Below are 14,148 nucleotides of genomic sequence, written 5' to 3'. Positions count from 1 at the left end.
CCTTAGGACTTTCCTGAACCGTAAAAAGATCGCGTATCATGGCCACAGACGCCACTGCAGTTGCACAACTCCCAATAGCCTGAACAAATCTTAATATAATCAGCTGGTTGATGTCCTTCACAGCTAAACAGCCTATAGAGGCCAGAATATACAAGACCAAGCCAAAATACAATGGTTTTTTTCGCCCAAACTTATCCAGAAGAGGCCCATAAAGCAACTGTCCTGCCGAAATTCCGATAAAAAAACTGGATAAGGAAAGCGCAACATTAGGAATACTGGTATGCAGATCTTTAGCAATGGAATCGAATCCAGGCAAATACATATCAATAGAAAATGGCCCAAGCGCAGACAAAGACCCCAGAATGAGAATGGTATAGAACTTTTTAGAACCAGCCATGAAGGTGATCGGGCTTAGCCTTTTTGTTCAAAGCCCTTGGCAAGCTCAGCCCAAAGATATTCTGAAGCCTGCTTTAAACGTGCCTTTGTTTGCGCTTTTTTAAGCTTTCTTGGTAGCTTAAATTTATTACTTTTACTTTTTTTAAAGTCTTTTTTGCTCATGGACAAATCTACCCAACCAAATCCAGTTACACAAATTTTTCCATGAAGCATGCCTTAAACATTAATATTGATCCTCCTTTAAAAAGGCAAGGGAAGCGTCTTCAGACTGAAGGGTTTCTGTATTTGAACAAGCAAAACGTTGCATTTTCAATGTAGAAAACTTTCCTTTTTTAATCGTATGACTGTCAGAAGAGCCACTCAGTTTCAACACAGCCTGATCATTAACAACAGTATACAAGTCTCCTGCACATATCTTTAAATCCGCCTCTGCCTGATCCTTCAGCAAAACCTGAAATATAGGAAAGTTCAGACTCCCCTGTGATCCTACACTTGCCTGATCAGAAAGCTCAACCCTTTTTAAGTCTTTTACAATTACAAAAACGACAATGGTTTCTGACGCAGTAGAATGGATCAGCAGCTTAGGGCCTCTGCGTTTAAAAGATACCCGGTCCCGATCTTCGGCAAATTCCGTATACACTCTGTCCCGGCTGCCCTGACGGAGGTACACTTTTACATGTCCAGTGATTTTAAGCATGGAATAATCTGAAGTATCAGCGAGCACTAGACTTCCTTTCGTACCTTCATTTGCAAATGAAGTAGTTGCAGTAGCAGAAACGCCAAAAATAATGGTCATGACTGCTGCAAATAGGGTTTTGATTAAAGTTTTCATATCGGTTTTTTTTGAAATCCTGATGTTTTCTTCCCATAAGACCACACTGAAAATCAAAACGTTGCACTCAAACGACCAGTATTATATGATCCGGGCAGAAAAAACGACGAACGGCCAATTTTAACCGACAAGATTTCCTTTGAAATCCATTGTAAAAAAAGAAAGCGGTTGGCATCCACCAAACCGCGTCCTATTATTATTCACCTTGCACCTCCCCGGTCACGACGGGCCGGCTCGACAAGCTCTTATATGTCCTGAGGACTATTAATATCTTCTGTTTTTCGGAAATAAGACTTCAGAAAGGCAAAAACGTTGCAGTAGGGTAATGCACCATTAGACCACTCCGGTCTTGTGATCGACCAACAGGCAATTGCAGTCGACAAATGGGCATTTATTTTATATTCTGAAAAGTTCCAGGGAAACATTATCCTCACTAAAGCCTTATATTTACTTCTATAAAACTGATTGTTTATGATAAAATCTGCCTGTTTATTTTTCTCCATCAGTCTTTTGTTTTTCGCCAGCTGTAAAGCCCCGCAAACAAAAGACAAAATACTTGAAACCATTCCTGATCCGAAAACACTCGCTGAAAGTTATGTCAGCAATCCCGATCATATACTTTCCTCCGAAACTGTATCCAAACTAAACGACGAACTCAGCAAACTGGATCAGGCCGGGACGGCACATATCGATGTAGTCTTTGTTCAAAGTATCGGAGATTACGTTCCCAAAGACATTGCCCATGAGTTGTTCAGAAAATGGAAGATCGGCCGCAAAGACACCAACAACGGATTGCTGATCCTGGTGGTAAAAGACCAGAAGAGAATTGAGTTTGAAACAGGCTATGGATTGGAAGGTATACTCCCGGATATGATCTGTAAAAGGATCCAGGAAGACAGCATGATCCCTCATGCAAAGAACAATGATTTTGACAGCGCCATCCTTTCAGGAGTGGATGCATTAATGGCCAGATTAAAAAATGAAGGCCAACCAGAATTAACCCCTTCGGACAGCACCGTTGCAGTTGCCATTGCTCCGCCAGGCACACCAGATATCGGTATGGCTGTTGCAGACAGTGCTGCAGCATATGTGGAGCATCAAAGACCATTTACACAAGCCCTTCAATCATCTGCTTCTTCAAAGAAAGGTCCGGGTCTTATAGCCCTCCTTATCTTTATTCCAATCCTGATATTTTATATCGGTATCGCCGCTGCACTGGGCTCAAATTTAAATGGGTATCGCTTTAAGAAAAAATGGCTAAATCCAGTCTCCTATTTCCTGATCTTGATACCTACCGCATTGGTTATCTGGATCAGTTTTATGCATCCCCTTCCTGGCTTTTGGTTTATCCTCAGAAGCCTTGTTATTTTCTACCTGTTCCTCTTAACTTATATACACCTGCATTTCTTCATTTTAAGTTCCATCTTAAAATCATCCCTTAAAAACCTGAGCACGCACGAGCAGTATTTAAAGTGGCAGGAAACACATGCATCCATGGAACATGCCGTCTTAAAGATATTTCCTTATCCATTTTTAAAATTCTATTGGAAGACCTATAAAGAAAGATTATATCAACTGCGAAATACGCCATTGGACTGCGAAAAATGTGGAAAGCCCATGGTTTGTCTGGATGATAACCAGGAAGATCAGTTCTTATCTAAAGGCCAGCTTACCGAGGAGCGTATAGACTCCATTGATTATGATGTATGGGAATGCACCTCCTGTAAAGATCACTTGATCCTGGACTACAAAAACATCCAGTCTACAGCCCGGGAGTGTCCTGAATGCCATTTTATCACCTTGAAATTTGACAAAAGGAAGGTCATAAAACCGGCTACGACCTATTCGGAAGGTTATGGTTATACCTATTCCATATGTGCGAACTGCAAATTTAAAGATTCGGTCAAATTTGAGATTGCAAAGATCTCGGTTTCCAGCGATGACAGCAGTTCTTCCTCCTTTTCAAGCAGCAGTTCTTCCAGCAGCTCTTCCAGCAGCACAAGTAGCGGTGGATCATCCGGTGGCGGCGGCGCAGGAAGCAGCTGGTAAAACAAAAAAAGAGCGGCCAATCCTGGTCCGCTCAATTAACTAACTTATTATTCATAAAAAAACTGGCTGTTGGGGAAGGAGTCGAACCTTCAAGGGGAAGTTAGCCTCAGTTCAAAAAATTAATTTGTGGTCAACCCATAAACTGTGTTTATCCCATGATCCCCACCACCGAGACAAGGAGGTGTGTCTGCCAATTTCACCACCCAACATGATATTAATGTACGTATTCTTATGAAGTAAGCTTTGGTTTAGGTTGATTTTTTATAACTTACTTTATAAATCGCTGTAGGGGAAGGAGTCGAACCTTCAAGGAGTGGTTAGCCCTTTCGGGTTTTCCATAATCTCCACCACCGAGACAAGGAGGTGCGTCTGCCAATTCCACCACCCTACAGTAGGTAAGCAAATGTTAAAGAACTTGTTTTTTTATCGTTTGCTTGATACAAATGTAACAAGACCTCTAATATGTTGCAAATATTTTAAACAATTAATTTTATTTTTATAATTTTTGTAATTATATTCGCTTTTGATTACCAAATATAAAATACATGATAAAAAAAGAAAGCCAAAATTCAGAAATTGATAACCTGGATATCGACATCCTCAAACAACTCATGCAGGATGCCACAAAGCCTTATACAGAAATTGCAAAAGATTTGATTGTTTCGGGAGGGACCATACATGTCAGAATGAAAAAACTACAGGAAATGGGCATCATCAGAGGCTCACACCTGATCATTGACCCACAGAAAGCAGGATACGACATCTGTGCCTTTCTCGGTATCTACCTGGAAAAAGGGATACAATATAAAGATGCAGTAGAACAGCTTAGCAGAATTAAAGAGGTAGTAGAGCTTCATTACACCACCGGAGCCTACAGCATGTTTGCTAAAATCATCTGCAGGGACACGAGTCATTTAAGACATGTTTTAAATGAAGAAATACAAGCTGTTGCCGGCATACAGCGCACAGAGACGTTAATTTCCCTGGAAGAAAGCATCAGAAGGCAGATTGAATTGTAAACTTCAATCTGCCTAAGCTAATCTTCCCGGCTTCCGTCATCAGCCATGCGCACAATTTTAGGCGTAAACCTGGCCACCACGTCCACAAGAGCAGTCTGGGCTGCCATCACCAGATTAATGTCCTTATAGGCCATTGGAGCTTCATCCAGCCCCGCTCCGATCAAGGTTACCTCATGGGCTTTCAGTATCCCCCGCATTTCTTCCCTGGAAATGTTCTTGATGGCTTTTGAGCGGCTCATCTGCCTCCCCGCACCATGTGAAGCCGAATGTATTGCAGCCGCTTCTCCCTTTCCCCTTACCAGAAACCCAGGAGCCGTCATAGAACCGGGAATAATTCCCATCACTCCCCTCCCTGCAGGTGTAGCCCCTTTACGGTGCACAATCACTTCCTCTCCATTCCACATTTCCTTCCAGGCAAAGTTATGATGGTTTTCTACCTTAGCCAGAACCTCCGCGCCTATTGCTCTGGTCAGCTTATCATGAATTACTTCATGGCACGCAGAAGCATAATCACCCGCCAGATTCATCGCCAGCCAGTACTCTTGCCCAGCTTCTGAATTCAAATCCAGATAGGCAAGATTAGCCGCTTCAGCCGGAAGTTTACACATTGATTTTGCCAGTTTGGTATAATAACCCGCCAGCGTGGCTCCCAGTCCACGGGAACCAGAATGCGTCAGTAAAGCCAGGTACTTCCCTTTTTCTATACCCAGCGCCTCATCTCTTTTCTCGAATTCAATGATCCCCCATTCCACAAAATGATTTCCACCACCAGAGCTTCCCAATTGTGAATAAGCCTTGTCGTGCAGGTTCTTCATAAATGGCGTGAGTTTAAACTCTTCCCGTTCCAGCACTTCATGGTCTGCTTTATATTGTCCATGAAAACCGTGCCCTGCACCAAATTTGGTATGTGCAATCAATTCTCTTTTAAAGCTGGCCTCATTGGCATAAAAATGGTTTTCAGAAATATCGAATACAGACAAAGCCATCCGGCATCCAATGTCTACACCAACGCCATAAGGAATAATTGCATTTTTTGTTGCCAGAACACCTCCAATCGGCAAACCATAGCCTTGATGAGCATCGGGCATCAAGGCTCCGGCAACTGTCACCGGAAGTCTCATCGCAATATCCATTTGTTTTCTAGCCCCCTCCTCAATATAAGCTGAACCATATACCGCATAATCCCCTTTTTCCGCTTTCAACGAAATCTCCTGCTCTATCATAGACTCTTCAATCATGGCAGTCGCCAATTCTGCCAGAACCTCATGGTCCATAAAACGTTCAGGTTCCTTTGCCAAAGCTTTCATCAGCAACAGCACCTCTTTTGCAGGCAATTCATCAAAGCGATTTTCCACCAAATCCAATGCTGCACCTAATATTTTTCCAGGATGATAACCTATCTCCAACAGGTCATTCCCATGTATTTTTCTTTTCATAATTTATACAATTCAGTTCTCATCTCTACAAGAACATTTTCTAACGCTACCTTATCTACCCCATGTGGCAGTGTACTTATAGCGTAAGCCTTTCCTATCTTCTCTACCAGATCCTCAGCCCTTTTTAGCAATTCCTCATATTCAAAAACGCCAGATCTGATGGCCAGCAATTCTGTTCTGTTATCTCGCCTCACTTTTAAAGTACCGGTTCTTAGCAACTCCTCTGCAACCTCCAGCAAACGTATAGTATGCATCATATTTTTCGCATCATAGTCTTTCCCATGCTCCAATGTCCCCATATAACGGTCTTCATTTCTGTTTTCTACCCAATCCCAGTACTCCAGGTATTCTTTACAATAGATAGAGTAGCTGTCCACATTGAAGGAAAGATATCCGGCTATTCTTTGTCCTTTGGGCACAGAAGAAAGAGAAACATCATTGGATCGGTCACTATTGACCACTCCACTATAATGAAATTCATCCTCCTGATCATAAAAGAGCGCATACAATCCTCTGGAATGAGGTATATTCACTAGACCACAACGTTCTTGCACATAGTTTTTTTCTTTCAGCCAATCTTCCAACCTCACAGAAAGGCCGTTCTCTATCACAAAACAAAAATCCAGTACAGAAGCTCGCTTTTCAGGCATCGGATTTACAATTTTCTTTTTCAGGCCCTTTGCCTTACGCACCTGCGTAATGGCATAACCGGCAAAAGTATCCTTGCATACTTTCGAAAGCACCATACCCGGATTCAACTTTTCCATTAACGGATGCTTATAGCGCACACAATCTTCAGGCGAAGACAGCATTTCCAGTATATTCGGGTTGCATTTTGAAAGCAATTCAAAATATCTGCCCAGTTCGTAGTAAACCTCGTCATTGCTTTTATTACTAACCTGGGGTACATAATTTAAGCCATAGAACTCCGATCTCGGCAAGTAATAAACGCCTTTCAGGTCAGTATCTGAACCTGGCGTCTCCAAACCATAAGCCCTGCTGCCACTAACACATTCAAAAAGCAACAGTCCTTTGTTTTTTATTTCTTTAATTGTCATACTCATTTATCATTTTGATAAAGAACTCATCCAACAAAGTGGCATCAAACTGTTTTTTTTCCAAACAATTTGCCGCTATACTGCACCTCCTGAATTCCTCTTCTATATAAGCCCTCAACACTCCTTCTATCGTAACTTTTGTGCCCTCTGCTGCTGTAGCTTTAAATTGGATCAAATCCTTAACGGTTATTTGCAGGGAAAGCGGGAGCAAAGTCATCAGCGTATCTATTGTCATCGGTGCAATTTCTCCTTTATCCAGGCACCATTTCGCTGAAAGTAAAGAACGCAAAACATAAAACAGTTTTTTTATGCTGATTTCATCACCCCCCAACATCGTTTCCAGCGCTCCCCATGCGACTCCCAAATAATGATGGGCATTGGTCTTAGCGTTAAAAAAATCCTGAGAAAGCGCCCAGAGACTTTCTTTAAAATCATCCCGCTCTCTGTAAACAATAGGTGACTGCAGCCACTCAAAAGGTGTGGTATTTGACTTTCTGGTCAACTGGAGCACCTTCCTTAAATCCCATCCATAAATATCCAGCTCCTCATTTATTGGAAAGCCCAGATGATCAGTCCGATCTGATATGGAGAGGTAGTAATTAACTGGTCTCACATAAATAAACCTTACATCAAAATCACTATCAGGAGAAGGAAACTGCCAACCCCGGCTTCCCGACTCGCAGGAAAAGAGGATTTTTATGTTATGCTCTGCTTCTATTGAAGCCAGCTTATTCAATATCGTCGCTTTCATATTTACATTTTATGATTTTACAAAAATTTGTTTCAACTGATCTACAATCTGCCCGCCTCCGGATAAACTGATGGTATTGATCTTCTCTGCGATTTTCTCTACATATTCCATTTCTTTCAATTTATACAGCATCGCATTATCCTCCATCAATTTAGCCGTGTTCAATAAACTCCTCGCAGAAGCCGTTTCTTCCCTTCTGGTGATCAGGTTGGCCTGTGCCCTCTTTTCCGCAATCAGCACCTGGTTCATAATCTCTTTCACATCTCCTGGCAAAACAATATCCTTCACTCCGCAGTTCAATAATTCGACACCCAATTCAGCCGCTTTTGAAGAAGAATCTGCCAGCACCTGCTCAGAGATCCTTTCCTTATGTTCCATCAGCTCATCAAAAGTCATTCTTCCAACAAACGCCCTTAAAGCAAGCTGGATCAGCACATACAATTGTTTATCAAAATCCTTATTTTCCAGCAAAGCTTTTTTGACATCTGTTACTTTATACTGAACCGTAAAATTAATCCTCAACTGCGCTTTATCCTTCGTCAGGATCTCCTGGCCAATGATCTCCATGTTCAACTGACGCATATCCGTTTTCAGGACCTGGATTACGGTACTGTTTTTCCACCAGGTGAAAGTTCCTGGCTCCAGCATCCTTTCCATCTTCCCATCTTTCATCAACAGGCCTTTCTCATAAGTTTCGACAGTAAATGACCTTGTATGCACCGATAACTGCGACTTACCCAATGTATTTCTATCAATCAGCGCGGTGGATTCATCATCTGACAAATCTGCCCGTACAAAAGAATAATTGTTCAGTCCCTTCCAGAAAGCATACTTCCCGGCAACCAGTACCTGTTTAAAATTACCGTTCTGATAAACCAAAACCAGTTCATTGTCCTTCACTTCTATCACATCAACCAGTCCTTTAAAATCTTCATTCAACAGCAATACATCCAATTCAACTGAAGCAATGAAAGTTTTAGACATATCATAGACCTCCATCTTCTCCCCAAACCCCAACCAGTAATTACCTGCAGTTAATGTTCTTTTTAATTCTCCGTTTTTATAAACCAAGCCCGCAGAGTTGGTATTTACATGTATTCTTTTCATATCTTATATTTTTTGTTGGTTAATCTCTTAAATCAGCACCTTAAAAGACATTCATCCGGTTTCTGCGGAAGTATCCTGTTGAAAACAATTTCAATACCCCTCATAAATACTAAAAGAGTTCAGGAGAGCGTAGAGAGCGCCAGCCCTTTTTCGTATTTATCTATCGTGTACCTGCATCATTTCCTTTCCTACACTTTCAAAGCAGAATCCAGATTTGCCCGCCACCGGAATCCGGTGAAAAGCTGAATGCCTTTTGCAGTACTTTTACAATGGGAATTTGAAAAGTTTCCCTTCTTTTAACGGAACCTAAATCCGGTGCATTACCATTTTGCTATTCCATTTCTGGAAGCAGGATTCGAACCTGCATATGATGTTGTTGATCTACCCCTGATCTACCCCGTTTCACCGGGAGCGGGATTCGAACCCGCGACACACAACGAAGACGATCTCCATTATAAAACATCAGAATATTGCTGCTGAACAGCTCAATACTATGGGGCCATACAGAAACCCTCAACTGTGGATGTTCATCCTTTTTAATCGCCATCCCCTTTCGGGAATATCTTTATTGTACTTTTCAGTACTGCTTTTCTTCAAAGAACCTGTCTTATTGTTGACATGACAAAGATGCGGGCATATCAACGCAGGGGAATTGCGCAGTTAAATAATAACTCCACGCAAACCCACAAAACACTATAAATCAACTCAATAAATTTAAAAACCAAGCTAAAGAGCTTTATAAAAACTTTAAATACGCAGATCCATTGCGCAGTAATTTTGTTTTTATACTTTTATAAAAAAGATTTTTAGGATGTCAATTAACAAATTAGCCCTGATCAGGTACAAAACGATCGATGAATGTTTACAAAACAGGCGCCGGAAATGGACCCTTGAAGATATCATCGAAAAAGTATCCTCCATGCTCTATGAATATGAAGGCATTACCTCTGGCGTAAGCATGCGCACCATACAGGCAGACATCCAGCTGATGCGGAGCGATAAGCTGGGCTACAACGCCCCCATCATCGTCAACGACAGAAAGTATTATGCCTACAGCGATTCCTCCTACAGCATTACAAAAGCGCCGATCAATAACAATGACATCGACAAAATGAAGGAAATTGTCGGCATTCTTAAACAGTTCAACGGCTTCAGTTATTTCGACGAGATGAGCGATATGATTGCCAAACTGGAAAACAACCTGTATAAATCTACACACCAAAGCCGGAATTGTATACAGTTTGAGAGCAACACACAACTTAAAGGCATACATTACATCAACCCGCTTTATCAGGCAATTCTCCATAAAATTCCGCTTTTGATCGAATACAAATCCTTTAAAGCCCACAAATCCCAATCCGGCATTTACTTTCCTTACTTGTTAAAAGAATACAGAAACAGGTGGTTTCTGATCGTGAAACCCAAAAAGGGAACAACCCTGCTGAACTTGGCTTTAGACCGGATCCTGGAGTTTCAGGAACTCACCAAGGAAACATTTGTTGAATACAAAGGCATAGACTTCGACCGGTATTTTGAGGACATGATAGGCGTAACCAAATCTGAACGTGACAGGGCCCAAAAAGTTGTTTTAAGAATAGAAAAGTACCATGCACCCTATATCCTCACAAAACCCATTCATCCCAGCCAGCAAGTCTTAAAAGAAGATGATGAAGGCGTCACCATCAGAATAGACGTGATACTTAATTTTGAACTGGAGCGCGAAATACTTGGTTTTGGCCATTTTATGAAAGTCCTGTCTCCAAGAAATCTGGCCAACACAATAAAAAACAGGCTTGAACGTGCCACCAGGCAGTATCAGGAGAAAGCCCCCCAATAATGAGGGGCTCCTGTTAATCCTTATTCATTCTGACCATCCTGGGCATAAACCGGCCTTCTACATCCACAAGCTCTTTCTGCGCGGCCATCACCAGCTCTATGTCCTTATAGGCTTTAGGGTTTTCCTCCACGCTCCCTCCTATCAAGGTCACACCCGCACGGCTTAAAACTTTCTTCAAATCGGATGCTGTAGAACTGTCTTTTGCCTTTTTCCGGCTCATGGCTCTGCCCGCTCCGTGCGCTGCAGAATTCAATGAATGCCCAATACCCTTACCTTTCACCAGGTAGGCCGCCGAAGTCATGCTTCCTGGAATGATACCCAATTCACCCTTATGCGCCGGGGTAGCACCTTTTCGATGTACAATCACTTCCCTGCCATCCTCCATTTGTTCCTTCCAGGCAAAATTATGGTGGTTTTCCACCTTAGCCAAGGTCTGCAAACCCAGGGATTTCAGTAAACTGGCATGGATCACATCATGACAGGCCTTCGCATAATCTCCCGCAAGGTTCATACTCAGCCAATACTCTTGTCCAGCCTGCGTATTTAAGTCCAGCCAAGCCAGACGGGCCGCTTCTCTTGGTAATTTGCAGGTGTTCATCGCTATCCGGGTATAATATTCCGCCAGGTTTGCCCCCAGCCCCCTGCTGCCTGAATGAGAGAGCAGGGCCATATACTTTTTGGCCGGAAGCCCCAGGGAATTCCCTTCGTACAATTCTATTTCTCCAAATTCAACGAAATGATTTCCACCACCAGAAGTACCCAGCTGACGATAAGCCTTGCCCTGCAGTTTCTTCAAAAGTTCCGTTTCCTGAAATAATGCACTGTCCAGAACTTCATGTTCAGCCGGAACTTCCAGGCCACCCTCCATCCCAAAGTGCGTCCACTGCTTCAGCGCGACCTTCACATGATGACTATATCTTTTGAAAAAACTATCACTTTCATCTATAACAGACAAAGCCATGCGACACCCAATATCCACACCAACCGCATAAGGGATGACGGCATTTTCCGCAGCCACTACCCCGCCAATTGGCAATCCATACCCGGTATGCGCATCAGGCATTAATGCGCCCTGCACCACCACCGGTAAAGACATCACCAACTCCATCTGCCTTTTTGTACTTTCATCAATCCCCTTACCCCCATACACCTTTAACTGGCCCTTTTCCTGTAAAAGCCCATGTGTTTGAAAATCGCAGACCTTTACTTCATCCATAAATGTTGCCGCTAATTTCTCCGTCGCTTCCTCAGCCATATACTTCTCCGGCTGGTTTAAAATAGCCGTTAACAGCTCTATAATCTGGCTCTTACTATGATGCTTAAAATATCTGCTGATCATATTGATCGCCAGACTTCTTGCTTTATCGTTCGTATAGCCTATTTTACTTAATTCTTTTGTTTTTAAAATGCTCATTGCGTTTAAAATTGTTCTTCTTTTTAAATTCCATTGCCTCCTTTATTTGGAGCAATGCTTCTTTTTCAGCTTCCAGATAACAAGCTTTATCCTCACCAGCCCATTTCCAGTAGTGATAGGCGCCACCAGTAAGTTTCGAAATCCTGGGATACAAATGATGTTTTTCAATATGGTTATTCAGAAATTTAATTTCCTGCTCCAGTACCTCATCTACCATCTTTACTTCCGTAATCAAATGCGGTTTAACTTGCAATCTGTACTTCCATGGCTCATTAAACCTATATCGAAACGTTTTCTCTTTCCCCTTTTCCCTGCTCACTTCATACAAATGAAAATGCGTTCTCTCCACCTCTGTAAGCTTTAGACAGGCATCATTCCAGTACCACTCGGAAAACTCCATGAGGAACTGCCTTTTTTCTACCCTGACTTTTTTACCCTTTCTCCTCTTCTTTACTTTAAAGAACTTTTCCGGGCTATACTGCACCGTATTGATCTTAGCCAAAAGCCCTTCATAAAAAGCAGAGGAAGAAGATCTTGCCACATCTTCCCGTAATGCGAAACAACGCTTCCACCCCCGTTGATAGGGTTTTTCCAGAGGAATCATAGGCAGATCTCGTCTTTGATTCAAGAGTTGACTCTTATGTCTCATCATCCGGATAAGCTGTTTATCGAAATCCTTTTTTTGTAGTCGTTTCTTTCGTCTTGCAGATTTCAATCTGTACTGCAAAACATCAAACGACAATTCATTATTGTCCATTGGACTGTTACTCAAAAAATTATAATTGTGTTGATTGGCTCAATTCGTCCTCAGAAAGAGGATATACCCTTATAAATTCAGCACAGGCCAGATCTTAAAAATTTCGGCAGACGCAGATCAGTCTGGCTTAAAACCAGAAAGCATTCCATTTTATACAATAAGCAAAATGTAATAACGTCCGCCTGGATCAGGCAGCGTGCGAAAGGGGCGATATGTAGAAACGTTCAGTCATGATTCCTATAATTAAAAAAAGTCGAACAAGGAACTGGCGCAAAGATAAAGCTATTTTTCTCACATCCGCAAGAGCCGCAGGAATTTATACATAATCTAAGCATGATACAGATTAAGCACCCAGAGAAAAACACTCTGCAACAAAAAAAGGCCCTTACGGGCCCTTCTAAAACTTATTTGAACTTATCCTTCAGTGCAGCAAGCTTCATTTGCAAATCACCTTCAGGAAGCGCTTTCTCCTTTTTAACTTCCGGCTTCTTAAACGCAGGTTTAGCACCGCCAGCCGCACTCGGTTTCGGTTTAAATTTCGGTTTGTGCTGATGTTTCTCCGATTTAGATTTCTCTGCCTTACCGGTATGTTCCTTCTTCATAGACAAGGAAATCCTTTTCCGTTCCACATCCACTTCAACAACCGTAACTTCAACTTTCTGATGAACCTTAACCAGATCATTTGGGTTCGGAACGAATTTATCTGACATCTGACTGGTATGTACCAAACCATCCTGATGCACACCTATATCTACAAAAGCGCCAAAATTCGTAATATTTGTTACAATTCCCGGCAGTTTCATCCCTGGTTTCAGATCTGCAATCTCATTTACCCCATCGGTAAAACTAAATACCTCAAACTGCTCCCTTGGATCACGCCCGGGTTTGGCAAGCTCTGCCATAATATCATTTAAAGTAGGCAAACCCACTTCTTCACTCACATATTGTTGAAGTTTGATCTTTTTCTGCTGTGCGGTATCGCTCAGCAATTCTTCCAAAGAACAACCCAGGTCTGCCGCCATTCTGTTGATCAGCTCATAACGTTCAGGATGTACCCCACTTGCATCCAAAACATGTGCACCATTTCTGATGCGGAGGAAACCCGCCGCCTGTTCAAATGCTTTATCACCCAAACGTGGTACTTTTTTCAGACTTTCTCTGTTTTTAAAAGCACCATGCTCATTCCTGTAGCTAATGATATTTTGTGCCAGTTGAGGCCCCAGTCCGGAAACATAAGCCAGTACCTGCTTGGAAGCCGTGTTCAATTCCACGCCTACCGCATTCACACAACTCATTACAGTATCATCCAAAGAAGCCTGCAATTTATTCTGATCGACATCATGCTGGTACTGCCCCACACCGATAGATTTAGGATCAATTTTAACCAGCTCTGCTAAAGGATCCATCAAACGGCGCCCAATAGACACCGCACCCCTAACCGTAATATCGTGATTTGGAAACTCCTCCCTTGCGGCTTCTGATGCAGAATAAA

The 14,148-nt window shown here is 42.3% G+C and carries 14 protein-coding genes and 2 tRNA genes; 3 read left to right on the top strand and 13 right to left on the bottom strand.

Translation table 11 applies throughout. From position 1 onward, the window contains the following. The 3 genes from VNZ46_RS10440 to VNZ46_RS10430 all read right to left on the bottom strand — a co-directional run. Positions 1 to 397 (bottom strand): MFS transporter (locus tag VNZ46_RS10440; RefSeq protein WP_325560109.1); only part of this gene is annotated, 397 nt, incomplete at its 3' end. 14 nt (positions 398 to 411) lie between these two features. Then, a complete protein-coding gene (locus VNZ46_RS10435; RefSeq protein ID WP_325560108.1) occupies positions 412 to 609 on the bottom strand; it encodes a hypothetical protein in 198 nt (65 codons plus the stop codon). 10 nt (positions 610 to 619) lie between these two features. Beyond that, the gene (locus tag VNZ46_RS10430) at positions 620 to 1,228 is read right to left on the bottom strand and encodes a GIN domain-containing protein (RefSeq protein ID WP_325560107.1); all 609 of its coding nucleotides are present in this window, start codon (positions 1,226 to 1,228) and stop codon (positions 620 to 622) included. A 471-nt stretch (positions 1,229 to 1,699) separates the two neighbouring features. Between VNZ46_RS10430 and VNZ46_RS10425 the strand changes: the two genes are divergently transcribed. Then, positions 1,700 to 3,277 carry a TPM domain-containing protein gene (locus VNZ46_RS10425; protein WP_325560106.1) on the top strand — a complete coding sequence of 526 codons (1,578 nt, stop codon included), beginning with the start codon at positions 1,700 to 1,702 and terminating at the stop codon, positions 3,275 to 3,277. A gap of 63 nt (positions 3,278 to 3,340) precedes the next feature. Here VNZ46_RS10425 and VNZ46_RS10420 read toward each other — a convergent pair. Continuing rightward, positions 3,341 to 3,486, bottom strand: a tRNA-Asp gene (locus tag VNZ46_RS10420). Between the two features lie 74 nt (positions 3,487 to 3,560). Further along, a tRNA-Asp gene (locus VNZ46_RS10415) sits at positions 3,561 to 3,668 on the bottom strand. Between the two features lie 154 nt (positions 3,669 to 3,822). On the opposite strand from VNZ46_RS10415, the gene VNZ46_RS10410 reads away from it, so the two are divergent. Further along, positions 3,823 to 4,296 carry an Lrp/AsnC ligand binding domain-containing protein gene (locus VNZ46_RS10410; RefSeq protein WP_133779189.1) on the top strand — a complete coding sequence of 158 codons (474 nt, stop codon included), beginning with the start codon at positions 3,823 to 3,825 and terminating at the stop codon, positions 4,294 to 4,296. Positions 4,297 to 4,313: 17 nt separating this feature from the next. Here the strand turns inward: VNZ46_RS10410 and VNZ46_RS10405 are convergent, their stop codons facing one another. The 5 genes from VNZ46_RS10405 to VNZ46_RS10385 all read right to left on the bottom strand — a co-directional run bounded on the left by VNZ46_RS10405 (position 4,314) and on the right by VNZ46_RS10385 (position 9,195). Continuing rightward, positions 4,314 to 5,732 (bottom strand): RtcB family protein, encoded by a 1,419-nt coding sequence (locus VNZ46_RS10405; RefSeq protein WP_325560105.1) that lies wholly within the window; start codon positions 5,730 to 5,732, stop codon positions 4,314 to 4,316. Further along, positions 5,729 to 6,790, bottom strand: a complete 1,062-nt coding sequence (locus tag VNZ46_RS10400; RefSeq protein ID WP_325560104.1) for a DNA polymerase beta superfamily protein — start codon at positions 6,788 to 6,790, stop codon at positions 5,729 to 5,731. The genes VNZ46_RS10405 and VNZ46_RS10400 overlap by 4 nt, the downstream gene beginning before the upstream one ends. After that, positions 6,780 to 7,541, bottom strand: a complete 762-nt coding sequence (locus tag VNZ46_RS10395; protein WP_325560103.1) for a nucleotidyltransferase domain-containing protein — start codon at positions 7,539 to 7,541, stop codon at positions 6,780 to 6,782. Before VNZ46_RS10395 ends, VNZ46_RS10400 begins: the two co-directional genes overlap by 11 nt. A gap of 9 nt (positions 7,542 to 7,550) precedes the next feature. Further along, entirely contained in the window at positions 7,551 to 8,648 is a 1,098-nt protein-coding gene (locus VNZ46_RS10390) for a slipin family protein (RefSeq protein WP_325560102.1), read from the bottom strand. 331 nt (positions 8,649 to 8,979) lie between these two features. Continuing rightward, a complete protein-coding gene (locus VNZ46_RS10385) occupies positions 8,980 to 9,195 on the bottom strand; it encodes a hypothetical protein (protein ID WP_325560101.1) in 216 nt (71 codons plus the stop codon). 264 nt (positions 9,196 to 9,459) lie between these two features. Between VNZ46_RS10385 and VNZ46_RS10380 the strand changes: the two genes are divergently transcribed. Beyond that, complete coding sequence (locus VNZ46_RS10380; RefSeq protein ID WP_325560100.1) at positions 9,460 to 10,485, top strand: WYL domain-containing protein; 1,026 nt, start codon at positions 9,460 to 9,462, stop codon at positions 10,483 to 10,485. 13 nt (positions 10,486 to 10,498) lie between these two features. Here the strand turns inward: VNZ46_RS10380 and VNZ46_RS10375 are convergent, their stop codons facing one another. The 3 genes from VNZ46_RS10375 to VNZ46_RS10365 all read right to left on the bottom strand — a co-directional run. Continuing rightward, a complete protein-coding gene (locus tag VNZ46_RS10375) occupies positions 10,499 to 11,899 on the bottom strand; it encodes an RtcB family protein (RefSeq protein ID WP_325560099.1) in 1,401 nt (466 codons plus the stop codon). Then, positions 11,868 to 12,671: a hypothetical protein gene (locus VNZ46_RS10370; protein WP_325560098.1), complete on the bottom strand. Its 804-nt coding sequence runs from the start codon at positions 12,669 to 12,671 to the stop codon at positions 11,868 to 11,870. Before VNZ46_RS10370 ends, VNZ46_RS10375 begins: the two co-directional genes overlap by 32 nt. Positions 12,672 to 13,060: 389 nt before the next feature. Next, a partial coding sequence (locus VNZ46_RS10365; protein ID WP_325560097.1) for a helix-hairpin-helix domain-containing protein occupies positions 13,061 to 14,148 on the bottom strand: 1,088 nt, incomplete at its 5' end.

It is taken from the genome of Pedobacter sp., assembly GCF_035566355.1.
GTDB lineage: Bacteria > Bacteroidota > Bacteroidia > Sphingobacteriales > Sphingobacteriaceae > Pedobacter.
The sequence above is the reverse complement of the archived record's forward strand: the minus strand, read 5'-3'. Positions and strand labels throughout refer to the sequence as shown.

Excerpts from the sequence above, each read along its gene's own strand:
- VNZ46_RS10385 (WP_325560101.1), bottom strand. The coding sequence starts at position 9,195 with ATGGCGATTAAAAAGGATGAACATCCACAGTTGAGGGTTTCTGTATGG.
- VNZ46_RS10375 (WP_325560099.1), bottom strand. The coding sequence starts at position 11,899 with ATGAGCATTTTAAAAACAAAAGAATTAAGTAAAATAGGCTATACGAAC.
- VNZ46_RS10410 (WP_133779189.1), top strand. The coding sequence starts at position 3,823 with ATGATAAAAAAAGAAAGCCAAAATTCAGAAATTGATAACCTGGATATC.
- VNZ46_RS10395 (WP_325560103.1), bottom strand. The coding sequence starts at position 7,541 with ATGAAAGCGACGATATTGAATAAGCTGGCTTCAATAGAAGCAGAGCAT.
- VNZ46_RS10435 (WP_325560108.1), bottom strand. The coding sequence starts at position 609 with ATGCTTCATGGAAAAATTTGTGTAACTGGATTTGGTTGGGTAGATTTG.
- VNZ46_RS10380 (WP_325560100.1), top strand. The coding sequence starts at position 9,460 with ATGTCAATTAACAAATTAGCCCTGATCAGGTACAAAACGATCGATGAA.
- VNZ46_RS10405 (WP_325560105.1), bottom strand. The coding sequence starts at position 5,732 with ATGAAAAGAAAAATACATGGGAATGACCTGTTGGAGATAGGTTATCAT.
- VNZ46_RS10400 (WP_325560104.1), bottom strand. The coding sequence starts at position 6,790 with ATGACAATTAAAGAAATAAAAAACAAAGGACTGTTGCTTTTTGAATGT.
- VNZ46_RS10390 (WP_325560102.1), bottom strand. The coding sequence starts at position 8,648 with ATGAAAAGAATACATGTAAATACCAACTCTGCGGGCTTGGTTTATAAA.
- VNZ46_RS10425 (WP_325560106.1), top strand. The coding sequence starts at position 1,700 with ATGATAAAATCTGCCTGTTTATTTTTCTCCATCAGTCTTTTGTTTTTC.
- VNZ46_RS10430 (WP_325560107.1), bottom strand. The coding sequence starts at position 1,228 with ATGAAAACTTTAATCAAAACCCTATTTGCAGCAGTCATGACCATTATT.